We start from the raw sequence: 22,564 nt of genomic DNA, 5'->3' as shown, positions 1-22,564 counted from the left end.
AACCATGTCTAAATATAGCCAATTGAAACAACGTGTTTTAGAAGCCAATTTGCAACTTCCGAAATACGGTTTGGTGACTTTCACTTGGGGAAACGTCTCTGAGTTTGACCGTGATAACGGTGTGATCGCCATTAAACCATCGGGTGTCGAGTACTGCGACATGACCGCTGAAGATATGGTCGTCGTCGATCTAGAAGGCAACATCGTTGAAGGGAAGCTTAATCCTTCAAGTGATACCGCGACTCACCTAGAACTGTACAAAGCTTTCCCAGAGGTCAGTGGCATTGTTCACACGCATTCACGCAGTGCCACGATTTGGGCGCAAGCCGGTATCGACATTCCAGCGTTGGGCACTACTCATGCTGATTATTTCTACGGTGATATTCCATGTACGCGTCGTTTATCTCACTCTGAAATCTCTGAAGAGTACGAGAAAAATACCGGCCTTGTGATCATTGAAGAGTTCGAGCAACGCCGAATTGATCCTATGGCTGTTCCAAGCGTGATTGTCGCAGGACATGCGCCATTTTCTTGGGGTAAAGATGCAAACGACGCCGTTCATAACGCGGTGGTACTAGAGGAAGTGTCTGCAATGGCATTGGCAACGCGCACCTTGAACAGCGGCATCAAAATTCAGCCAGAGCTGTCAGACAAACACTACCTGCGTAAGCATGGTGAAAATGCTTATTACGGCCAACAGTAAATCGGCTTTTGTTTAAGTAAGCCGTTTAACGAGTTTCGATTCTAAGTAGTTTCAATATTGATTAGGCCTGATTTCAGGGAATAAGTGAGAGGACTCTATGTATAAAGTGCTGGCGTTAGATCTCGATGGAACCGTGTTAAAGGATGATCACACGATTCATCCAGAGGTAAAAAAGGCGATTCAAGAAGCCAAACAAAGTTGTCATGTCATGATTGTTACAGGTCGACATCACACAGCTGCGCGACCTTATTACTACGAATTGGGGTTAGATACGCCAATCATCTGCTGTAACGGCACTTATGTTTATGACTATCAGACGGAAACGGTACTGACTCAAAACGCCATAGAGAAAGATAAGGCGCTTACCTTCATCGATATGGCTGACGAGTTTCAGCTCAAAATGGTCATGTACATCACACATGCGATGACGTACTCACAGTACAACCCATTTGCTTACATGCTGGCGTTGGAAAGCTGGGCGGAAACCGCACCGGAGCAACATAGACCTCAAATATACCAAGTGGAATCATTCACTGAAGCGGCTCAGCAAGCCGAACATGTTTGGAAGTTTGTGGTGGAAGGTAGCCAAGACTCAGTAGACCGTTTAATGCAACACCCATGGATAGAAGAGAACTTCAACGGGGAACGTTCTTGGTCAAACCGAATTGATTTTGCTGCGAAAGGTAACAGTAAGGGCCTACGCCTTGCTGAATACATCGCAGACCTAGGTTATCAAGCTGACGACGTCATAGCTGTCGGTGATAACCACAACGACATATCCATGCTCAAGTACGCCGGATTAGGCGTAGCGATGCTCAATGCTGATGACATCGTCAAGTCACACGTTCAATGCGTGTGCTCAACAGATAACAACCATGATGGCTTAGCCCGTCTAATACGTGAACAAATTAAAGGATAACAACATGACTAAACCAATGATTCAGATCGCCCTAGACCAAACAAATCTTCCTGCTGCTATTGAAGTGGCAAACAACGTTGAAAGCTTCGTTGATGTGATTGAAGTGGGCACTATTTTGGCGTTTGCAGAAGGAATGACGGCGGTTTCTACGCTTCGTAAGAATCACCCAGACCATATTCTTGTGTGCGACATGAAAACGACAGATGGTGGCGCGATTTTGGCTCGCATGGCATTCGAAGCCGGCGCTGATTGGATAACGGTGTCTGCGGCTGCACACATCGCAACCATTGGTGCATGTAAGAAAGTCGCTGACGAATTTAACGGTGAAATTCAAATCGAAATCTATGGTAACTGGACCATGGAAGATGCTCAATCTTGGGTTGACTTAGGTATTTCACAAGCGATTTACCACCGTTCTCGTGACGCTGAATTAGCCGGTGTAGGTTGGACAGAAGAAGATCTTGTGAAGATGCGTGCATTGTCTGAAATGGGCATCGAGCTTTCTATCACAGGTGGCATCGTGCCTGAAGACCTATACCTATTTGAAGGCATTAAAGCGAAAACCTTTATCGCGGGTCGCGCACTTGCGGGTGATAAAGGTAAAGAAACAGCAGAAGCACTAAAAGCTCAGATCGACCGCTACTGGAACTAGGAGGCGTTATGTATCAAAACCTGTTACGCCACCGTGTAGGACTTTATGAGAAGGCCCTACCTAACGAACTTAGCTGGGAAGATAAGCTGGCAACAACCAAAGAACTCGGCTTTGATTTTCTTGAGATATCGGTCGATGAATCAGACGAGCGCCGTAGCCGTTTGGATTGGAATGACGAGGAAGTGTATGCCTTGCGTCGCCTGTGTGAAAAGCATGGTGTACCTTTGCAATCCATGTGTTTAAGCGCGCATCGTAAGTTTCCATTTGGTTCTGCAGATCCGGCGATTCGTGAACAAGCGGTTATCCATATGCAGAAAGCGATCTCGTTGGCTTATAAGTTGGGTATTCGTACCATCCAACTCGCTGGCTATGACGTCTACTATGAGCCTGCGGATAAGGTGACTCACCAGAGGTTCATTGAAGGAATGAAGCTTTCTGCGCAGTTGGCTGAAAGGTCGGGCGTAATGCTCGCTGTGGAAATCATGGATACTGATTACCTGAACTCTTTGAGTAAATTCGAAGTGCTGAGTCGCGAAGTCAATTCACCGTATTTCACGGCGTATCCGGATGTGGGCAATATCTCAGGTTGGAATTACGACATAGTGACTGAGCTAAAACTGAGTAAGCCTCATATCACTCAGATCCACCTCAAAGACACTTATAAAGTGACTGACGAGTACAAAGGGCAATTCCGAGACTTAGTGATTGGTGATGGTGAAGTTGACTTCAATGCCATTTTTGAAACGTTGAAAGAGACTGAGTGCGTCGTACCACTCGTGATCGAAATGTGGGCTCAAGATGAACGTTGGAAAGAGAATATTCTGACGGCACAAAAACGATTGAATGATGTTTGTGTGAAAACAGGTGTGCCTAAATTATTCGACCGTTAGTTCATATCTAGTAACGATTAACCAGTTTCTCTTTGCGTTCTCCATGCTCCTAACGAAAAGAGAAAATGCAGCATATTGCCCCCAATATGCTGCATTTTTATATCAACTCGGCACTTTAAGCTATTTAAAGCAGCAGAAGTTATGTCAATTTCGCAATAGCTACAGTGTTTAAACAGCGATCGTCACATGGTCACGACCCACTTCAGCCATCTGAATGAGGTAGTCCGTGTGGTACTTCTTCTTGATGATGATTTGGCTACCGATTTCAGCAACAATCTTTACCACTTCTAACGCATCAGAAGGATGCAATGAAGAATCTTTTGAAATTTCGATATTAACGCCTAAATTTGCCAATTTGATGATGTCGCTAGAATGCATGGTCGTGTCCAAGGTATTTGATTTTGGTGGACTATATCATCTTCAATTTATGCAACTCTACTTGGTTTAAGTAAAAATGGGTGAGATGTGCTCAAAATATGATTTCAATAGTAAAACAACGGCTTTTATTACATCAATTCGTTTAATTGTCGGATTGTTGAGTAAGATCATATTAAGGCGATCATGAATAGGTTTTATGTATGGTGATTAGTAGTATGAGTCTCAAAACAATATGAGAGATTGACGATGCCAAAGTTAGATAAATATAAAGGAATTATTTTTGATCTCGATGGGACTCTGGTCAATTCTATGGTGGCACACGCTCATGCATGGGAACAAACTTGTCAGAAGTTTGGTATTCCCTATGACAAAGAATGGCTCGATCAACTTGGTGGGATGCCATCGCGAAAAGTGACTCAAGAGATCCTTAAGCGTTACGATCTAACTCTTGATGCTCAACAAATTACTTCGGACAAAATCGCCAACTTCGAAGCCATTGAGCATAAAGGTGATGTTATCCCAGAGACATACGCACTTTTACAGCAACAATATCTGTTGAAAAAGATAGGCATTGGCACTGGTGCGCAGGCAAAGCATGCGAGGGCGATTTTAAAAACGACCGACATCCCATCAATGATACGTACGATTGTTACTTCAGATGACGTGGAAAATCACAAACCTAATCCTGATACTTTTCTGAAAGTCGCTAGCCAGTTAGATCTTGATCCTACGGATTGTGTGGTATTTGAAGATACGATCATTGGTCAATACGCTGCAACCGCGGCTGGAATGGATTGCTACATGGTTGAAAATGGACAGATAACTAAGTTTGTTCCAGCGAGCTAAACAGAATTTAACAATACAAAAAATTAGTAGGAAAACAATGAAAAAATATCTTATCGCACCTTCGATTCTTTCTGCTGATTTGGCGCGTCTTGGTGAGGACGTAGAACGCGTTCTTGCAGCAGGGGCTGATGTTATTCATTTCGATGTTATGGATAACCACTATGTTCCTAACCTGACTTTTGGTGCGCCAGTATTAAAGGCATTACGGGAATATGGAATCACAGCCCCGATCGATGTGCATTTAATGGCGAAGCCTGTGGATCAACTGATACCAGAGTTCGCTAAAGCAGGTGCGGCAATGATTACTTTTCATGTCGAAGCATCAGAGCACATCGATCGTACTTTGCAGCTAATCAAAGAACACGGTTGCCAAGCCGGAGTGGTACTAAACCCTGCAACGCCATTGAGCTACCTTGACTACATCATGGATAAGGTTGACCTGATATTGGTTATGTCGGTTAACCCAGGCTTCGGTGGCCAATCTTTCATCCCAGCTACGCTCGACAAGCTTCGTTCAATCAGAACGCGCATTAATGAATCAGGTCGAAATATTCGTTTAGAAGTCGATGGTGGCGTGAAAGTTAACAACATAAAAGAGATTGCTGAAGCGGGTGCGGATATGTTCGTTGCGGGCTCTGCTATTTTTGATAGTGAAGATTACCAGCAAGCTATCGATTCAATGCGAGCTGAATTGGCTCAATTGAATTAGGTTGTGTATCGACTGCTGTATAAAGGCTCGAAGTATTCTGTAGATCAGGTTTCGAGCTTTTTTGTATCTAATGACAATGGATTAAATGGAAATATGTATAGAAGAAAAGTAGGGCTTTATCGTGTTCTCTCGTTGGTCTGTACCTGAATTATCGTGTAATAAAACTACAGTTAATGTTGACTTTGGTCACATAACGGCGCAAAATTGACCTCAGATCACATAACGATGAGAACACAGTATGAACGCTACAGTAATCACAAATGAAAACAACGTATCACTAGCAAAACCTTCATTAATGAATGAAGTTCTATTTTTTGCTAAGTCTACCGTTATCATGGGTGCAATTATCCTACTTGTTGCTTCTGCTTGGGTTTAATTTTTAATAACCCGCGTTAAGTGTGATCAGTGGTGGTGATTAGCCACTCACTGATTCAAATTAACGTCAGAAGTATCAAATTAATTTCCTTACCTTTATTTCTCCACTTCTCTTTCTCTACCTTCTAGGTCAGTCAGGCCAAATTTTTAGTCATTGAATTACTTACTGAATCAAGTGACTTATCTAAACCAACGGTTTAAACACGATGCTTTAGACTAGACCAGTACAAAAATATCATTAATACATACGCTAATCCGGGCGCGATATAACTCGTGCTCAGCGAAAGTTCATCAATCAAACTCGCTTGTACGAATGGTAAAACAACACCTCCAATTGAACACATTATTAGAATTGCTGCCCCTTGTGAGTTTTGCCTACCTGATGTATGTAGCGCTTGTGCGTAAATGATGGGGTAGAGCGTAGAATTACATAGCCCCACGACAAGCATCAAATAACCGACCCAGACATGATTTTGATAGATCGCTATGGCACTAATCAAAGCGGCAACCACGCAAGACAGTGAGAAGAGAGCGTGTTTGTTAATTGTATTTCCGAATTTTGCGAACAGCAGCCTTCCCACAAACATTAATATCCAATAAAGAGCGATAATTTGTGTTGCGGATACCAATCCAAGGTCGCCATATTGTTGGTCAGCAAGGTAAGTAATAGTAAACGTGCCAAAACTGACTTCCACACCTATGTACAGCAACAGTACCAACGCTAACTTCATGAACTGCCTATTTTTAACAAGAAGAATTAGCCCTCGCCAAAAGCCAGTCATTTGTTTCGGTTTGATATCTGGAAGAGATATTCTGCAAAAAAATATCAGCAATCCGAAAAAGAACAGGGCGATGAGCAAGAACAGAAACGAAACTTGATCGGCGGTTTTGTCGACGTTAAAACTTGCTGCCACAAGAATGATAGCGGTAAGCACCAGCGGGCCAAGCACAGTACCAACCGAGTTCGATGCCGTTGCCACACTTTGACGTATAACGCTTTTATCAGGCGTCGAGAGTAGTGATACGTAAGGTGAGCTCACAACTTGAATGGCCGAGACTCCTGAGGCCATCAACAAGATACCAAGCAGGGTTGAAACTAGTTGTTCTCCGCGGACCAAATATGCCATGGCTAGGCAGCCCAGGAGGCACCACATCAAACAAAATTTTAATGTACGCTTATATCCCACCTTCGCCATCACAAATGAGGTTGGAAGCGACACTGTTATTCGCGTAATAAAAAAGGCCATGGGAAACAACATGGCCATTTTATAGTCGAGAGAGAAAGCTTCTTTGTAATAGGGAATTAGGGAGTTACTTGAAACGGTAATTAGGCCCCAAATAAAAAAGATCAAAGATAGTAAGACCAGAGGGGCATCTTTTAACGGAAATACTCTCATAGTGATTCCTTATCAATAGCGATAAAAAAGCAGAAGATGATCTTCTGCTTTTCGATTGAGACTTTACGGTGTATTGCCTATTGAGCCGTTAGTCACGTACAAAATTGATGTGATGAACATGAATGTTGTATTTCTCAATAATCACTTTGGTCGCATGCATACTTTTAATTCGTTGCTCAGAATCCAAAGCGGCAGCCATTGCTGACTCGTTCTCGTAACTGTGTTGCATCATAAGGAGTAGGTTCTTATGGCTTTCAGCTTCAATCGCTTCTGGCTTATTTAGCGTTAACCCTTGGTTATTCGGAAATGTGCGAATAATAGGCGCGACTTCGTTTTCCATGTATTGGTAGAAGTCTTGTTTTTGTTCTTCAGTTAAATCAGCTTCAAAAAAAGCGGTGCGAAAAATAGTCATTGTCGTTTCCTTATAGTTCAAAGCCAGATTGGTTTGCGATAGATTTCAATGTTGCTTTCGCTTGTTTGATATCGTCTAGCCAGTCGTCATTTTGAGCCCACATTTCAATCACTAATGGTGCGCTGTAGTCAATTTCAGCGAGTGTTTTGAAAATAGCAGGGAAATCGACTTGGCCTTCACCAATAACCAGATCTCTGAACTGACCTTTACAGGTTTCTGAAACTCGTAGCGTGTCTTTAAGGTGGACTTGTACTAGGTGATCGCGGCTCAATTTTAGCTCGGTACATACGTCGTAGTTCCAACCAGAAATATTACCTACGTCTGGGTAAGCCATGAAGTAAGGTGATGGGATTTCACGCTTAAGTACTTCAAACTTGCTCAGAGAGTTAAGGTACGGGGTATCCATGATCTCCACACCTAACATGATGCCTGCACGCTCCGCCATTTTGGTGGCTTGTTGCATGCCTTCAATGAAGCGAGCGTGAGTTTCAGCCGATTGTGGCTCGTAGTACACGTCGTAGCCCGCCATTTGAATACAACGAATACCCAGTTTGTATGCTAATGAAATCGCTTTCTCCATAATGATCAGAGATTCAGCGCGAATAGCGTCATCCATTGAGCCAAACGGAAACTTACGATGCGCACTTAAACACATCGATTGGAAGGGCATTTGGTGCTTTTCACAAAGGCGGCGAAGCTCGTAAATTTCTTCGTCTGACCAATCGAGACGTGCACGACGCTCGTCGGTTTCATCGACAGAAATTTCCACAAAGTCGAAGCCTGCTTCTTTCGCGTGAATCAGGCGCTCTTCCCATGTAAGGGAAGTTGGCATCGCTTTTTCGTAAATACCTAATCTGAATTTGTTTTTAGAATCAAACATTCTTTTTCCTTAAAAGAGTTGTTGTTCTATACGCGTTGTAATGTCTTGAATTCTGCTAGCAATTTCTTCGTAGCCGAGTGCTTTCATTTTGGGCGTAAGCGACGAGACACTTACCGCGTATACAGGAGATTTGTTCTTGTCAAAAATAGGGACAGCAACACAAGATATACCCGCTTCGTTCTCTTCATCATCGAGCGCATAACCGCGCGCTTTGATTTTATCGAGAACATCAAAAAACTGAGACTTATCGAGAATCGTATTCTCAGTTAACGGCTTCATAGTGCTGACATTGCGTTGCCAGTAGGTCTCTCGAATGTTCTCTGAGCTGAATGCGAGGTAGCATTTACCTGCCGCAGAGCAATACATTGGAGAATGTAACCCTACGTAAGTTCGAGTTCTAAAGGCTGAATTAGCGGGTTCGAACTTGTCTTTAAAAATGATGTTGTCAGCATCAAAAGAGAGAAAGTTAACCGTTTCATTCACATCGTCGAGCAGTTCAGATAGGTATGGCTTAACTGTGCCTGTGACATCAGAGTTGATAGCAGCATGTCCTAGCTGAACCAACTTCATTGTTAAGCGATATTCTTTACCTGAACACATTTGAGCAACATAACCAGAGGCTTCAAACGTCGCTAAAATACGGTGGACAGAAGACTTGTTGAAGCCTGTCCCTTCAGACACTTTTTGTAGAGAAACGCCATTCGGGTAGTTCCCAAGGAATTCCAATACGGTCAGTGCTTTAGACAACGATTTAATTTGCTCACTCATATATGTGCTACCAGTGTTTACCTATTTCAGTATGGAAGTTTTCTGCGATGTCACGGCCATTGCTGTCGGCTAATGCACGACCAGCAATAAATGACTTTGCAGACAGATTCTTAAACAAATGCAGATCGTCTGGCACAATACCACCAGTTATGGATAGTTCAATTCCAATATCCGATAATTTCTGCATTTTTATCAAATCTTCTTCGGTCCAGCTCACACCTGCGAGCTCGGCATCACGTGAGCGGTGATAAATTGCTTGTTTAATACCCATGTCGACCCATGCGCGTGCGTCGTCTAGAGTCCAGTGTCCATAGAGCTCAATTTGTACTTCGCCACCAAATTCGTCAGTCACTTTTTTTGCTGAACGTATTGTTTCGATATGAGCCGCTGCACTCACGGTTACCCAGTTGGCACCCGCTTCCATTGCTAGACGCGTTAAAATAGCGCTGGCATCGGTGATTTTCATATCACACACAATGATGTGGCTTGGGTATTTTTCTCGTAGGATTCTTACGCTATCTACGCCGTGGGCGAAGGCTAAAATCGTCCCGATTTCAATCACATCTAACTTATCTGCAACATGCTCTATTGAGGCTAATGCAGTGTCTATATCAGTGGCATCAAGTGCCATTTGTAATAAGGGCTTATGCATCCATTTCATCCTCAAATTGTTTGAATAACTGCACCAGTCTTTGATAGTGCTTATATTTTGTTTGGTATAGGTCGTAATGTTCAGGGTTTGGTTCAACACGTGATGCAGAATTGGTAATGGCTTGCGTGCATTCTTCTAGTGATGTGAATTCGCCTGCTCCCACCATCGCCATCATGGCTGCGCCTAATGAGCCAGTTTCATCAACTTCTGATATTTCAACCGTCATACCGGTTAGGTCAGCCAGCATTTGCATCCATACAGGACTAGACGCAGGGCCGCCTGTCACTTTCAATACGTTTGCTTTCGGAAAACGCAGACGCATACGTTCAAGGTGTATGTTGTGACAGAACAAAATACCTTCCCAAATCGCTTGAATCAGGTGGCCTTTTGTATGGTGCGATTGCAGTCCATAGAAGCCTGACTTCAAACCGAGACCTTGGTTAGAACCGTAAAGAAATGGCACGAAATAGAGGCTGCTTGATGCCGTGTCTAATGCTTCAACTAATGCTTGGTTTTGCTGGTGGTCGAGTTGACCATTGTCACCAAGGTAATCGGCGAACCATTCGTAATTGCCCGCAGAGGTAGGGCTCGCTTCATGAATGATGTATTCACCATCGACAGCGTAATGGCCATAGACAAAGTTGTGCGATTCTTGAGTTACTTGCTTTGAGATACCAGATGTGACCGCCCAAGTACCCATTACGTAATTCAAAGTGTCTTCAGAAGAGTTGATTCCAGAACAGATCGCGGTTGATACCACATCAAACAACCCGCCAAATACCGGTGTTCCAAATGCAAGGCCAGTCTCTGTTGCGACTGCCGCGGTGATTTTCCCTGCTTGTTGCTGAGGTTTCACAACCGGAGGGAGCGCATCCCAAATTTCTTCGATACCAAAGGTTTTTAGAAGGGCTTTGTCATACTCACCAGTGATGGCGTTGAAAAAGTTACTTTCTGAAATATTGGTCAGCTCCGCGGCCACTTTGCCCGTTAAACGATAGCGAAGATAGTCGTGAGACATCATCACTGCGCCAATGTTGTTATAGCGCTCTGCATCGTTGTCTTTGATCCAACGAATGATAGAAACCGGGTGACCTGTCCAAAGTGTTTGCAGTGTGGTTGGGTAGATCTCTTGTGCTTTACCTTGTTCTAGCCACTCTTTAACAATGGGCAGGGAGCGTGAGTCTGAAGACATAATGCCATGACCAAGGTTTCTTCCTTTTTTATCAAGAAGGTAAACGCCTTTGCCTTGGGCTGAAATACTTAAGCCTTTGATGTTTAATGGATCGACTTTTGTGGTCTCTAAAAGCTGTTTAATGACGTCGACCGCGTTTCCCCATAAGGCATCGAGGTCGCGTTCTACCCAGCCTTGCTTCTCGTTGATGACGCTCGCCGATACACGAACAAGGCCTTGCTGTTCACCTTTTGCGTTAAACAACGCGGCTTTCATAAAAGTGCCGCCAGAATCAATTCCAATGTAGTAATTCATTATTTTGCTTCCAGTAAATCGTTGTGAATCTTCACCACCAGTTTTCTGACTGGTTGGCTGTCATCATTTTCAATATTGGTGATGTGCACGATATTTGGCGTGAACAAATAAAATTGATTGCGTTTTGCATGGATGAAGCTCAGTTCAATTCCCGGATATTCGTAGAATTGAAGGTCACGTTCTTGGTTATAAGGCTGTGCGTTGCTGTGTTCGCCTGTGTCAATTGCCCATGCCATTACTTCAGAACCTTCCAGAATGATCTGCAAATCAGAATGGTATTTATGGACTTCAGGTTGGAAGTTACCTAGTGGCTCTTTGTCGTATTCCAGCACAACAAACCATGCCTGTTTTGAAGCAAAACCTGGTAGTTCATGGCGACCAAGAGCGAGTTGTTCTTTGTCGATGCTGTTCAAGTACTCAAGCACGTTTTGGATAACGACAGGATACGATTTACTGATTTGCGTAAGTTGAGTATTTCCGACTAACATAAAATTCTCTTATAAAATAAACGGCTATCAAGAAACGAGCAGGTTAAATAAATAAGCGGTGTAAGAGTTTAGCGAGCCCTGTCTCATCATCGTTATTTCTTTGTGTGATTAGGTCAGCAGCACCCTTTACCGTATCGTCGGCATTTTGCATCGCAACGCCGAGACCCACGATCTTAAGCATTGAGATATCGTTATGGTTGTCTCCTACGGCGATGCACTTGTCTAGACTGATGCCTAGAGGCTCGATGTAGCGAGTCAACGCATTACCTTTGCTGTTTCCCGTTGCGGCGAAATCAACACGGTCAATCCAAGACCGTTCGCCATTGAAGTTCTCTTTTACGAAAGGAATCTCGGCAAACGTGTTTACTTCACCTTCCACAACAAATTTCCACACATAGTCAGAGTCTTGCGCCTCATGCTGGAAATCGTCGACTTTTTGAATCTTTGGCCGTTGGCTTTCCGGAAAGGTTTGAGACCACGTCAACAGCGCTTCCATGTATTCAATTGGACGAGCTCTTGAATAGAGCATGGCATCACGAACATACATCACCATCTTTAAGTCATGTGCTTGAGAAAGCGTAATAAATTCGGCTGCGATACCTTTGTCTATGGCATTTTCTTGAATGACTGTATCGTTCTGGTAATCAAAGATGTACGTGCCGTTGCAACAAATTATTGGGGTCGATAAGCCAAGCTGGTCGTAATAAGGCTTCGCCGCGACATGGTGACGGCCCGTAACTATAACGACATGCTTGTGCTGAGCGACTTGCTTGATGGCTTCGACTAACTCTTGGCTAATAGTGTGCTGCGAGTTCAGCACCGTCCCATCGAGATCGAGAGCCAGTAGCTTATGCGGTGATGACTTATGCATTTGCGAGGCCTTACTTCTGTCCGTAGTATGAGTTCTTACCGTGCTTGCGGTTGTAGTGCTTATCGAGCAGTTCTGGTTGAATCGCTACTTCTGGGCTGATTGAGCGAGTGGCGGTTGCCATAGCTGCAATCTCTTCCATTACTACCGCGTTGTGCACCGCATCTGAACCATCTTTTCCCCATGTGAATGGTGCGTGGCCAGCAACGATGACACCTGGCATTGCCTGTGGATCGATATCACGTTTGTTGAATTCTTCGATGATCACTAAGCCTGTGTTTTTCTCGTAATCAGATTCGATCTCAGATTTCGCTAGCAGGCGAGTACAAGGCACATCACCGTAGAAGTAATCGGCGTGTGTGGTTCCAAGCGCTGGAATGTCTCGGCCGGCTTGCGCCCAGATTGTTGCATTACGAGAGTGTGTGTGAACAATACCGCCAATGGCTGGGAAGGCTTTATAAAGCTCAACGTGCGTTGCTGTGTCGCTTGAAGGGTTTAGCTTGCCTTCAATACGGATGCCTTCTAAATCCAGTACCACTATGTCGTCCGCTGTCATTACATCGTATTCCACACCAGATGGTTTGATGGCAATAACGCCGCGTTCGCGGTCGATTTCAGAGACATTGCCCCATGTGAAAGTAACTAAGCCATATTTAGGAAGTTGTAAGTTTGCTGCGAACACTCGTTCTTTTAATTCTTGATACGCGTTTGGTTTTTGAGACATGGTATTTGCCTATGTTGTATTGAGGTGAAGTACGAGTTGATTGCCTAGCTAAATCCCTTAGCTAAAAAGCGCGCTAGGCAATCGCACTCAATCGCGTTACTTAGCGGCTAGCTTGATCTTGTTGATCATGACATCGCCATTTTTCTCGATGTAAGCGCTCCATACCGGCTGAATCGCCTGTTGGAAAGCCGCGCCATCAACATCACGGTTTACTTGCATACCGTTCGCTTCTAATTGAGCGATCATCTTGTCTTCTTTCTGGATACTTAGCTCACGTTGCATTGCCACGGCTTCAGCAGAAACTTCTTCGATGATTTTTTGTTCTTCCTCAGTTAGTTTGTCGAACTTACGTAGGTTCATAGTAAGAACCAGTGGCGAGTAAGCATGTTGTGTAAGGCTTAGGTACTTTTGTACTTCATCAAACTTGAAAGATAGTGTTACAGAAATTGGGTGGTCTTGAGAGTCAACAACGCCTGTTTCAAGTGCAGTATAAAGCTCAGATACTGGAAGCTGCTGCGGGTTAGCACCGAGCTCATTGAACATGTCGTTTAGCGCTTTCGAACCATTCACACGCATTTGTAGGCCTTTAACATCTGAAGGTACACGAATAGGTTTTTCGTTGTTGGTCATGTTGCGGTAACCATTTTCAGGAAAACCAAGACCTTTAAGACCGAATTTTTCAAAGTTCGCTAACACTTCTTTACCCGGCTTGCCGTCCAGTACTTTGTATGCTGTTTGACGATCTGGGAACATGAACGGCAGAGTGAAGGCCGCAGATTCAGGCATTAGGCCGTTGTAGTTGTTCAAGCCAACCATCGCTAAATCAACGATGCCAGCTCGTGAACCATCGATCATTTGCTTATCACTGCCCAATTGACCTTGTGGGTAGACGTTTACTTTGATTTCGCCGTTTGAACGAGCTTCTACTTCTTTCTTAAAGAACAAAGATAGGTCTTGTTGCAAATCCGATTCTGGTGCAGCGTGCGCCAGTTTTAGAGTCGTAGCGGCAAAAGCGCTAGAGCTCATTGCGATAGTCGAAGCGAGTAGAGTAAGTTTTAGTAGGGTTTTCATTATTATTTTCTCCGTCGAGGATTAACCAATGACAAACGACATTGGCACAGTGATAATGCTTGGGAAGATGACAAACAGTGTGAGCAGAGCCATGTAAGCAGCGATGAAGGGCAATACACCTTTCACAGCGGTCGACATTGGTACTCTCGCTACACCACACACTACGTTTAGTACGGTGCCTACAGGAGGCGTAATCAAGCCAATTGAACAGTTAATAACGAACAGTAGGCCGAAGTACGTTGGGTCAATTCCAGCCATCTTGATGACAGGCATTAAAAGAGGTACAAGGATTAGAATCGTTGGGCTCAAGTCCATAACCATGCCGACACAAAGTACGAGCAACATAATTACTGCCATTAATAGGCGTGGGCTATCCACCAGTGGACCTAACATTTCTGCGAGTTGTTGAGGAAGCTGAGCAACAGTAATTAGCCACGCTGCAACCATGGCACAACCCACCAAGAACATAACCATTGCGGTCGAGCGACCAGCGTTCAGTACGATGTGATAGAACTTCTTAATGGTGAGTTCTTTGTACACAAACGTAGAGATGAAGATTGCGTAAGTTGCGGCTACTACAGCGGCTTCTGTTGGCGTAAAGATGCCGAAACGAATACCCACTATGATGATGACCGGCAGCATTAAGGCCCACACACCTTCTCTAAGTGCTGCGCGCTTTTCTGCTTTTGTTGCTTTTTCTGATGTCGCTAGGTTTTCTTTGCGAACTGTCCAGCGCCACACAAACATCAATGTCATACCCATTAACAGGCCAGGAACTATGCCGCCTAGGAATAGGTTTTTGATCGAGATACCGCCAGCAACACCTACAAGGATCAGAGGGATTGAAGGTGGAATAACGGGTGCGATGATACCGCCTGAAGCAAGTAAGCCCATTGAAGGTGCTTCTGGGTATTTCGCTGCTTTCATCATTGGGTAAAGAATACTGACCAAGGCTGCTGCATCTGCTACAGCTGAACCAGAAAGGCCAGCAAGCAGTACCGAAGTCATGATAGCAACGTAACCCAAGCCACCTTGACGGTGTCCGACGTAAGTGGTTGCTAGGCGAACAATACGCTGTGACAAACCACCCGATGCCATTACTTCACCCGCAATGAGGAAGAATGGAATGGCAAGCAAAGTGAAGCTGTCGACACCATTAATTAAAGACTGCGCAAGAATGTCTGCACTAAAGAAGTCCATATGAAGCATCAGCGCCATTGAAGACAATAACAATGCAAACGCAACAGGAAGACCAAGTAAGATTGAGACAATCAATACCGATAAGAAAATGGCTAACGTCATTATTCTTTCTCCTCATCTAAGCTATCTAGCTGCCAGTCGGGCTTGAAGATTCGCATAAAGGCAATCACGCCCATTAACAAACCTGACACCACACCGGCTAAGTAAAACAATGCTGAAGGAAGCCCTGTAAGCTGAGAAATATCTGACCAGTTAGACATCATTTGACGGTATGAGCCGACGTAAAGCATGCCTACAGAAATCAGTACTATTACCCAGCAGATGCGTCTTAATACGGGGACTGCTTTTGGGAAAAGTTGTTCAGAAAATTCCGCAACAGCGAGGTGTTCACCTCGGCGCAACACAACGGCTGCACCGAGCATCACAATCCATACAAGACCAAGGCGAGATAGTTCAACAGAGGGACGAAGACCAGAAGAAAAGCCGTAGCGTAAAACTACGTTTGTAAATACGAGAACAATCATAAAAGTCAGAATGACCGCCATGATGACATCGATACTTTTCCAAATACTCTTAAATACACTTTGCATAAAGCTTTCCCTACCTTTGGCTAATTACAGAGATGTAATCTGTTCCCAAATTCCATCGTTGATTTCAATGCCGCCAGCTGCTTCGTGTTTCTTGATGAAGTTTTGAATTTCAGAACCTGCAATCATCACTGAGCCTGTTTCTGCAGGTTCTGATTCAAGTACGTAATCACGAATGCGCTTCATCTCTTGTGCGTAAGTGCTTTGGTCCATTGTTTTTCTTAGGTCGATAGCGATAAGGAATTGAGATACACCAAATTCACCGCCCATATCTTCCGTCAAGGCTGGTACAGAGTGGCCGCCAGTGATGGCTGTTAGCATCATGTCTAGCACGATTGCCATTGATGAACCTTTCCAAAAGCCCATTGGAAGTAGACGTTTGTTTTCCCAAAGTACATGTGGGTCTTTGGTTAGCTTGCCGTTGTCATCGAAGCCGCCTACGACAGGCAGTTCTTTGTCAGCAAGGACGAAATTTTGAAGTTGACCATAAGAGAATTGAGTCATCGAACAGTCGACAACAACGGGTGGATCGCCAGCCACTGCCATAATTAGAGGGTTTGAACCAAGACGATGATCTTTACCACCCCATGCAGGCATCACTGCTATTGAATTTGTTGATGCAATTCCTGCGAAACCTTCACGAGCCATTTTTAATACGTACGCACCGCCACGCATCCAGTGGTTTGAATTACGCATGCCGACCATACCAATGCCGTAGTCACGCGCTAACTCCATTGCTCGCTCTGCACAGATAAGACCATTAAGAACGCCAGGGCCGTAGTTGCAATCCCATTGCTCTAGAGCTCCCATGCTGTTAACGCATTCTGGTTCAGCATTTAATTTGATTTGGCCTTTGTCGACTTGTTCAATGAACACCGGAAAACGGTTAATGCCATGTGAGTATGTACCTTCGTTTGCCATTTCAACAAAACCAGCTGCAAGCTTGGTTGCCATCTCTGGTCTCATGTCACGAGCCAAGAGGATTCGTTCATATTCTTGTTGTAGTTTTTCTATAGATACTAAAGGCATCAGTGCTCTCCGATAAGTTAAATTCCATAATGCGGAACTAATTATTAATTTAATTCCGAAAATATTCTGTGAGCAAAGTTGTGAAATATTTCCTTATTAAGTATTTCTCTAATAAGTGTTAAGGGCTTAAAAAATGGGACAAAAAGATCTTACAATTCCGCAATGTGAAACAAAAAGCGTGTTCAGGATCTGATTTTAAAGACTAAATCTTATGAAATTCGATAATTTCGCCGGAATAAACTTGTCAAATTATGGAATTAGAGCAAACCGTAACTTTACTGAATATAAAATAGTGGCGTTGAAATCTGAGGGAGTGGTCAAATTCAGGGGAGAAATGCGCACAGTTGAACTGTCTTCTATATAGTGGTTTTTTGGTTTTGGAATTATTTCTTGGTAGATCTTGTTAAGTGTTGGAGCCAACTTCTATGAAAATTGTTATTGCACCAGACTCGTTTAAAGAATCTTTATCGGCGGTATCGGTGGCGGCGTGTATTGAAAAGGGCTTTCGTGAAATCTTCCCAGACGCTGATTATGTGACCTTACCTTTGGCTGATGGGGGTGAAGGTACGGTAGATGTATTGCTGCAAGGTTTGGCTGGGCAAAAACGAACGCATCAAGTGCAAGGGCCATTGGGTGAGCAGATTAATGCCGAATGGGCGATGCTCGAAGCTTCAGGTAGCAACCCCAATAAAACCGCACTCATTGAAATTGCTGCCGCATCTGGTTTGGATTTACTGACTCCAGATCAGCGTGCTCCTTTGGTAGCTTCGTCTTTCGGTACAGGGCAGCTGATTTTAGAAGCGATAGAAGAGGGTGCTCAAACCATCATAATTGGATTGGGTGGCAGTGCGACCAATGATGGTGGTGCCGGCATTGTTCAAGCTTTGGGTGGCCGACTACTGGATAACAAAGGACATGAACTTAACCGAGGTGGTGCAGCACTCTCAAAGCTAGCATCAATAGATCTTACAGGCCTAGATACGCGCTGCGCTGATGTCGAGTTGATTGTGGCATGCGATGTTGATAACCCACTGTGTGGTGAGAATGGTGCTAGCTATATTTTCGGCCCACAAAAAGGAGCGACACCTGAGCAAGTCTTACTGCTTGATAAAGCGATAGCGAATTTTGCACAAATTGCTGAATCGCAAGGTTACGTTGGTGGTGATGACCCCGTTCATAAGCGTGCTGGTTATGGTGCGGCTGGTGGTGCTCCTATGGGGCTTGGTTTGTTATTTGATATGCAGATGAAGCCCGGTATCGAGATGGTACTCGATGTTTTACAAGCTGACGAAGTATTGAAGGACGCAGACCTTGTGATTACAGGTGAAGGGCAAATGGACAACCAAACCCTACAAGGAAAAACACCTTATGGCATTGCTAAACGTGCGAGCTTACAAGGCATTCCAACCATAGGGGTTGCTGGATCTTTAGGCTCCGAAGTTGAAGCGCTTTACGGTGAAATGAGCAGCCTGTTCGGTACGGTACGTTCCCCTCAACCTCTCAATCAGGTATTGCAAGAAGCGGATATTAACCTAACACGAACCGCGAGAAATATTGCTGCAACATTAAAATTAGGCCAGGAAATCATTGAATAAATTTATGTTAAACAATCTCTTACTTAACATTCTAGTTCGATAGGTTTTATAAATAGTAGCGATATATATAAACGATTATATTTTATTCCAACTCAGGTCTATTCTTTTTTGATAGTAATTTAGTGGTTTTTAATTGGGAAACCCACTCAAATCTAAGATGTGGTAAGACGATTGCATCTTTAACTCTAAGGAATAGATCATGAGTAAAAAACTAACTACAGCGGCAGGCTGCCCTGTTGCTCATAACCAGAATGTTCAAACTGCGGGTAAACGTGGTCCACAACTTCTTCAAGATGTTTGGTTTTTGGAGAAATTGGCTCACTTTGATCGTGAAGTGATTCCTGAGCGTCGTATGCATGCGAAAGGCTCAGGTGCTTATGGCACATTTACCGTTACACACGACATCACAAAGTACACCAAGGCAAAACTGTTTTCTGAAGTGGGTAAAAAGACTGACTTGTTTGCACGTTTTACGACAGTAGCGGGCGAGCGTGGTGCTGCTGATGCAGAACGTGATATCCGTGGTTTTGCATTGAAGTTCTATACCGAAGAAGGTAATTGGGACATGGTGGGTAACAACACGCCCGTGTTTTTCTTACGTGATCCTCTTAAATTCCCAGATCTAAACCATGCCGTGAAACGTGATCCGCGCACCAACATGCGCAGCGCGAAGAATAACTGGGATTTCTGGACCTCTCTACCTGAAGCGCTTCACCAAGTCACTATTGTGATGAGTGATCGTGGCATCCCTGCGACTTATCGTCACATGCATGGTTTTGGTAGCCACACATTCAGCTTTATTAATGCAGATAACGAGCGTTTCTGGGTTAAATTCCACTTCAAATCTCAGCAAGGTATTAAGAACTTGTCGGATGCAGAAGCGGCACAAGTGATCGGCGATGACCGTGAAAGTCACCAACGCGATCTGCTAGACAGCATCGATAATCAAGACTTCCCTAAATGGACACTGAAAGTACAAGTGATGCCAGAAGCGGACGCGGCGAAAGTGCCTTACAACCCGTTCGACCTAACTAAGATCTGGCCACACGCAGATTACCCATTAATTGAAGTGGGTGAGTTTGAATTGAACCGTAACCCGCAAAACTTCTTCGCTGAAGTTGAGCAGTCGGCATTCAACCCTGCAAACGTGGTTCCGGGTATTAGCTTCTCACCAGACAAGATGCTGCAAGGTCGCTTGTTTGCTTACGGTGATGCGCAGCGTTATCGTTTGGGTGTTAACCATCAGCATATTCCAGTGAACGCACCTCGTTGCCCAGTACATAGCTACCACCGTGATGGTGCAATGCGTGTTGATGGTAACTTTGGTAGCACACTAGGTTATGAGCCAAATAACGAAGGCCAATGGGCAGAGCAACCAGACTTTGCAGAACCAGCACTGAACCTTGATGGAGCAGCAGCGCACTGGGATCACCGCGAAGATGAAGATTACTTCTCACAACCGGGTGACCTATTCCGTCTGATGACCCCAGAAAAACAAGCGATTCTGTTTGATAATACAGCTCGTAACCTAGGCGGTGTGCCGAAAGAGATTCAACTGCGCCACCTAAGACACTGTTACAAAGCCGACCCTGCATACGGTGAGGGGATTGGTAAATTGCTTGACATCGATGTCAGTGAATTTAAGTCGTAATCAATAAGCTTGATGAGTTAAATGAACGGCCGTTGAGTGGCTCACTCAATGGCCTTTTTTGATCTCGCTGTTCATCAAGCCCCTAGAATGTTGAAAAATCGAACTATTTATATTGATAGTTTTTACCTATCGAATTGATAAATTTATCCCATTATCTTTATAAGATGGACAGGATTATCCTACCGTTATCAGTTAATAAAATAGTAGAGTTTGAGATGAGTAAAAGCGCATTAATCGTTGAAGGTGGGGCTATGAGAGGCATCTTCGCTGCCGGAGTGTTGGACGCCTTTATGCAAGACGATTTCCGCCCTTATGATTTTGCCATTGGCGTATCTGCGGGTGTGTCCAATCTGGTTGGTTACTTATCTCAAGCACCAAAACGCAGCTATAACGTGATCACCACGATGGCGACCGACAAAACCTTCTTCAACCCCGCTCGCTTTGCCAAGGGTGGCAATTTGGTGGACGTGAAGTGGCTATGGAATGAATCAAACCAACGCTATCCACTTGATTGTGGTGAGATGTTTTCAAGTATCCCATTGATTGCCGCTGTGACTAATGTTGATACGGGCAGTGCAGATTACTACCACATTAAGCCTGAAAACCTTTCTAATGTGGTTGAAGCTACAACCGCATTACCAATCGCTTACCGTGAAACACCGTGTTTCTCCGGTGGTTGCTATACCGATGGTGGGGTCGCCGATTCGATTCCTGTTCGTGAAGCCTATCGTCGTGGTGCTCGTGATATTACCGTGATTCTGTCTCACCCATTAAGCTACAGAATGAAGCTGCAGAAGTACCAGTGGATGCTGAAAAAGGTGCTGAAGAAATACCCGAACATCGCTGAGTCGATGGCGTTTCGTGCCGAGAATTATAATCAGTCCCTCGATTTTATTCGTCATCCACCAAAGGATGCGATCATTAAAGTGATTGCGCCGCCTGAAGCGTTCGCAGTTAAGCGTTTAACGATGGATCAAACCATTTTGAATGCAGGTTATGAGATGGGGATAAAGGCTGGCGCAGAGCATCTGGCCATTCGCAAAGGCATTTATGGTTTGGATACCGAGGATTGTCACTTTTGTGTTTAGTTCTGTTCCTGATAATGGTATCAACCAAAAAGCCACGCTGTTCATCAAGAATTAGCGTGGCTTTATATTTTAGAAACGAGTCTGTTTTAACTCGGTCTGTTATTAAACCAATCTGTTATTAAACCAGTTCGTTGCCACTGTTGTTGCCTGCAAAGAAAGCATCGACGCTGGTTAGCGTTGTATTGGCAATGTTGAACAGAGCGTCTTTGGTCAAGAAAGCTTGGTGACCGGTGAACAGTACGTTATGACAAGCGGATAGGCGACGGAATACGTCATCGACAATCACATCGTTAGACTTGTCTTGGAAGAACAGCTCTTTCTCGTTGTCGTATACATCAAGGCCAAGCGCACTAATCTTGCTCTGTTTGAGCGCTTCAATTGCGGCTGTTGAATCAAGCAACTCACCACGACTGGTGTTGACGATCATCACGCCATCTTTCATCTTCTCAAATGCAGTCGCGTCTAATAGATGGTAATTCTCTTTACTCATCGGGCAGTGTAGAGAAATCACGTCAGACTCTTGATAAAGCTCATCCAGCTCTACGTATTTAGCGCCCAGCTCGGCGGCTAACGGATTTGGGTATGGGTCGTAGCATAGGATGTTCATGCCCAAACCTTTGAGAATGCGCATCGTCGCTAGGCCAATTTTACCTGAACCAATCACACCGACGGTTTTACCATAGAAGTTAAAGCCGACCAATCCTTCAAGAGAGAAGTTCGCATCACGAGTACGTTGGTACGCCTTGTGTAGTTTACGGTTCAAGCACATCATCATGCCAACCGTGTGCTCTGCTACCGATTCTGGTGAATAAGCAGGAACGCGAACCACTTGTAGGCCAAACGCTTTGGCCGCGTCTAGGTCTACTTTATCAAAGCCCGCACAGCGCATCGCAATCAGCTTAGTGCCGCCTTGTGCAAGAACCTTTAACACGTCTCGCGATAGGTCGTCGTTTACAAATGCACAAACGACCTCGTTGTCGTGCGCCATTTTCGCTGTGGTTGGTGTGAGGCGAAAATCATGGAAATGAAACTCAGCGTTGAGTTCACCTTTCGCCAGATTGAATGATTTTTCGTCGTATGACTTTGAGCTAAAAAAAGCAATGTTAAGCATGGCTTCCTCTCTTACCTAAAAAATGAATACCCCAACTATTTTGATTTGATGTGGGGTTAAAGCTAACAACTCTGTTCAGTGTGCT

25 protein-coding genes are annotated in these 22,564 nt (G+C 44.4%); 10 read left to right on the top strand and 15 right to left on the bottom strand.

All coding sequences use genetic code 11. The features are described 5' to 3' along the window. The first annotated feature begins 4 nt into the window (after positions 1-4). The 4 genes from OCT63_RS01090 to OCT63_RS01075 all read left to right on the top strand — a co-directional run bounded on the left by OCT63_RS01090 (position 5) and on the right by OCT63_RS01075 (position 3,164). Positions 5-703 (top strand): L-ribulose-5-phosphate 4-epimerase, encoded by a 699-nt coding sequence (locus tag OCT63_RS01090; protein WP_269983036.1) that lies wholly within the window; start codon positions 5-7, stop codon positions 701-703. Between the two features lie 97 nt (positions 704-800). Continuing rightward, on the top strand, positions 801-1,622 hold the full coding sequence (locus tag OCT63_RS01085) for a pyridoxal phosphatase (RefSeq protein WP_269983035.1): 822 nt from the start codon (positions 801-803) through the stop codon (positions 1,620-1,622). A 4-nt stretch (positions 1,623-1,626) separates the two neighbouring features. Continuing rightward, the gene (locus tag OCT63_RS01080) at positions 1,627-2,274 is read left to right on the top strand and encodes a 3-keto-L-gulonate-6-phosphate decarboxylase UlaD (protein WP_161684935.1); all 648 of its coding nucleotides are present in this window, start codon (positions 1,627-1,629) and stop codon (positions 2,272-2,274) included. An 8-nt stretch (positions 2,275-2,282) separates the two neighbouring features. Beyond that, positions 2,283-3,164 (top strand): L-ribulose-5-phosphate 3-epimerase, encoded by an 882-nt coding sequence (locus tag OCT63_RS01075; RefSeq protein WP_161684933.1) that lies wholly within the window; start codon positions 2,283-2,285, stop codon positions 3,162-3,164. 168 nt (positions 3,165-3,332) lie between these two features. Here the strand turns inward: OCT63_RS01075 and OCT63_RS01070 are convergent, their stop codons facing one another. After that, positions 3,333-3,542 (bottom strand): hypothetical protein, encoded by a 210-nt coding sequence (locus OCT63_RS01070; RefSeq protein ID WP_017092753.1) that lies wholly within the window; start codon positions 3,540-3,542, stop codon positions 3,333-3,335. Between the two features lie 246 nt (positions 3,543-3,788). Between OCT63_RS01070 and OCT63_RS01065 the strand changes: the two genes are divergently transcribed. The 3 genes from OCT63_RS01065 (at position 3,789) to OCT63_RS01055 (ending at position 5,473) form a co-directional block, all read left to right on the top strand. Continuing rightward, a complete protein-coding gene (locus OCT63_RS01065; RefSeq protein WP_161684930.1) occupies positions 3,789-4,388 on the top strand; it encodes an HAD family hydrolase in 600 nt (199 codons plus the stop codon). A gap of 37 nt (positions 4,389-4,425) precedes the next feature. Continuing rightward, complete coding sequence (gene rpe / locus OCT63_RS01060) at positions 4,426-5,097, top strand: ribulose-phosphate 3-epimerase (RefSeq protein ID WP_161684928.1); 672 nt, start codon at positions 4,426-4,428, stop codon at positions 5,095-5,097. A gap of 238 nt (positions 5,098-5,335) precedes the next feature. Further along, a complete protein-coding gene (locus tag OCT63_RS01055) occupies positions 5,336-5,473 on the top strand; it encodes a hypothetical protein (RefSeq protein WP_248402117.1) in 138 nt (45 codons plus the stop codon). 196 nt (positions 5,474-5,669) lie between these two features. Here the strand turns inward: OCT63_RS01055 and OCT63_RS01050 are convergent, their stop codons facing one another. The 13 genes from OCT63_RS01050 to yiaK form a co-directional block, all read right to left on the bottom strand. Further along, positions 5,670-6,869, bottom strand: coding sequence for an MFS transporter (locus OCT63_RS01050; RefSeq protein ID WP_161684926.1), 1,200 nt, complete (start codon positions 6,867-6,869; stop codon positions 5,670-5,672). Between the two features lie 88 nt (positions 6,870-6,957). Next, the gene (locus OCT63_RS01045) at positions 6,958-7,281 is read right to left on the bottom strand and encodes a hypothetical protein (protein ID WP_009845890.1); all 324 of its coding nucleotides are present in this window, start codon (positions 7,279-7,281) and stop codon (positions 6,958-6,960) included. 10 nt (positions 7,282-7,291) lie between these two features. Continuing rightward, the gene (locus tag OCT63_RS01040; protein ID WP_161684924.1) at positions 7,292-8,161 is read right to left on the bottom strand and encodes an L-ribulose-5-phosphate 3-epimerase; all 870 of its coding nucleotides are present in this window, start codon (positions 8,159-8,161) and stop codon (positions 7,292-7,294) included. A 9-nt stretch (positions 8,162-8,170) separates the two neighbouring features. Beyond that, a complete protein-coding gene (locus tag OCT63_RS01035) occupies positions 8,171-8,929 on the bottom strand; it encodes an IclR family transcriptional regulator (RefSeq protein ID WP_161684921.1) in 759 nt (252 codons plus the stop codon). Positions 8,930-8,936: 7 nt separating this feature from the next. Then, a complete protein-coding gene (locus tag OCT63_RS01030) occupies positions 8,937-9,581 on the bottom strand; it encodes a 3-keto-L-gulonate-6-phosphate decarboxylase UlaD (RefSeq protein WP_161684919.1) in 645 nt (214 codons plus the stop codon). Beyond that, on the bottom strand, positions 9,574-11,067 hold the full coding sequence (locus tag OCT63_RS01025; protein ID WP_161684917.1) for an FGGY-family carbohydrate kinase: 1,494 nt from the start codon (positions 11,065-11,067) through the stop codon (positions 9,574-9,576). The genes OCT63_RS01030 and OCT63_RS01025 overlap by 8 nt, the downstream gene beginning before the upstream one ends. Continuing rightward, positions 11,067-11,555: a YhcH/YjgK/YiaL family protein gene (locus OCT63_RS01020; RefSeq protein ID WP_161684915.1), complete on the bottom strand. Its 489-nt coding sequence runs from the start codon at positions 11,553-11,555 to the stop codon at positions 11,067-11,069. Before OCT63_RS01020 ends, OCT63_RS01025 begins: the two co-directional genes overlap by 1 nt. 43 nt (positions 11,556-11,598) lie before the next feature. Continuing rightward, entirely contained in the window at positions 11,599-12,426 is an 828-nt protein-coding gene (locus tag OCT63_RS01015) for a Cof-type HAD-IIB family hydrolase (protein ID WP_161684913.1), read from the bottom strand. 10 nt (positions 12,427-12,436) lie between these two features. After that, positions 12,437-13,147 (bottom strand): L-ribulose-5-phosphate 4-epimerase, encoded by a 711-nt coding sequence (locus OCT63_RS01010; protein ID WP_269983034.1) that lies wholly within the window; start codon positions 13,145-13,147, stop codon positions 12,437-12,439. 96 nt (positions 13,148-13,243) lie between these two features. Beyond that, entirely contained in the window at positions 13,244-14,218 is a 975-nt protein-coding gene (locus OCT63_RS01005; protein ID WP_161684909.1) for a DctP family TRAP transporter solute-binding subunit, read from the bottom strand. Between the two features lie 21 nt (positions 14,219-14,239). Next, positions 14,240-15,520, bottom strand: a complete 1,281-nt coding sequence (locus OCT63_RS01000; RefSeq protein WP_065679222.1) for a TRAP transporter large permease subunit — start codon at positions 15,518-15,520, stop codon at positions 14,240-14,242. Continuing rightward, positions 15,520-16,008, bottom strand: a complete 489-nt coding sequence (locus tag OCT63_RS00995) for a TRAP transporter small permease (protein WP_269983033.1) — start codon at positions 16,006-16,008, stop codon at positions 15,520-15,522. Before OCT63_RS00995 ends, OCT63_RS01000 begins: the two co-directional genes overlap by 1 nt. 24 nt (positions 16,009-16,032) lie before the next feature. Continuing rightward, positions 16,033-17,034, bottom strand: a complete 1,002-nt coding sequence (gene yiaK, locus OCT63_RS00990) for a 3-dehydro-L-gulonate 2-dehydrogenase (protein ID WP_161684904.1) — start codon at positions 17,032-17,034, stop codon at positions 16,033-16,035. A 425-nt stretch (positions 17,035-17,459) separates the two neighbouring features. On the opposite strand from yiaK, the gene OCT63_RS00985 reads away from it, so the two are divergent. From OCT63_RS00985 to OCT63_RS00975, 3 genes are all read left to right on the top strand, one after another. Further along, positions 17,460-18,629, top strand: a complete 1,170-nt coding sequence (locus tag OCT63_RS00985) for a glycerate kinase (RefSeq protein WP_269983032.1) — start codon at positions 17,460-17,462, stop codon at positions 18,627-18,629. A 199-nt stretch (positions 18,630-18,828) separates the two neighbouring features. Next, positions 18,829-20,280, top strand: coding sequence for a catalase (locus OCT63_RS00980; RefSeq protein WP_161671815.1), 1,452 nt, complete (start codon positions 18,829-18,831; stop codon positions 20,278-20,280). 215 nt (positions 20,281-20,495) lie between these two features. After that, complete coding sequence (locus tag OCT63_RS00975) at positions 20,496-21,368, top strand: patatin-like phospholipase family protein (RefSeq protein WP_269983031.1); 873 nt, start codon at positions 20,496-20,498, stop codon at positions 21,366-21,368. A gap of 118 nt (positions 21,369-21,486) precedes the next feature. Here OCT63_RS00975 and OCT63_RS00970 read toward each other — a convergent pair whose 3' ends face one another. After that, the gene (locus OCT63_RS00970) at positions 21,487-22,479 is read right to left on the bottom strand and encodes a 2-hydroxyacid dehydrogenase (protein WP_269983030.1); all 993 of its coding nucleotides are present in this window, start codon (positions 22,477-22,479) and stop codon (positions 21,487-21,489) included. Positions 22,480-22,564: the final 85 nt, after the last annotated feature.

The organism is Vibrio sp. RW (genome assembly GCF_027587105.1).
Lineage (GTDB): Bacteria > Pseudomonadota > Gammaproteobacteria > Enterobacterales > Vibrionaceae > Vibrio > Vibrio toranzoniae.
The sequence above is the reverse complement of the archived record's forward strand: the minus strand, read 5'-3'. Positions and strand labels throughout refer to the sequence as shown.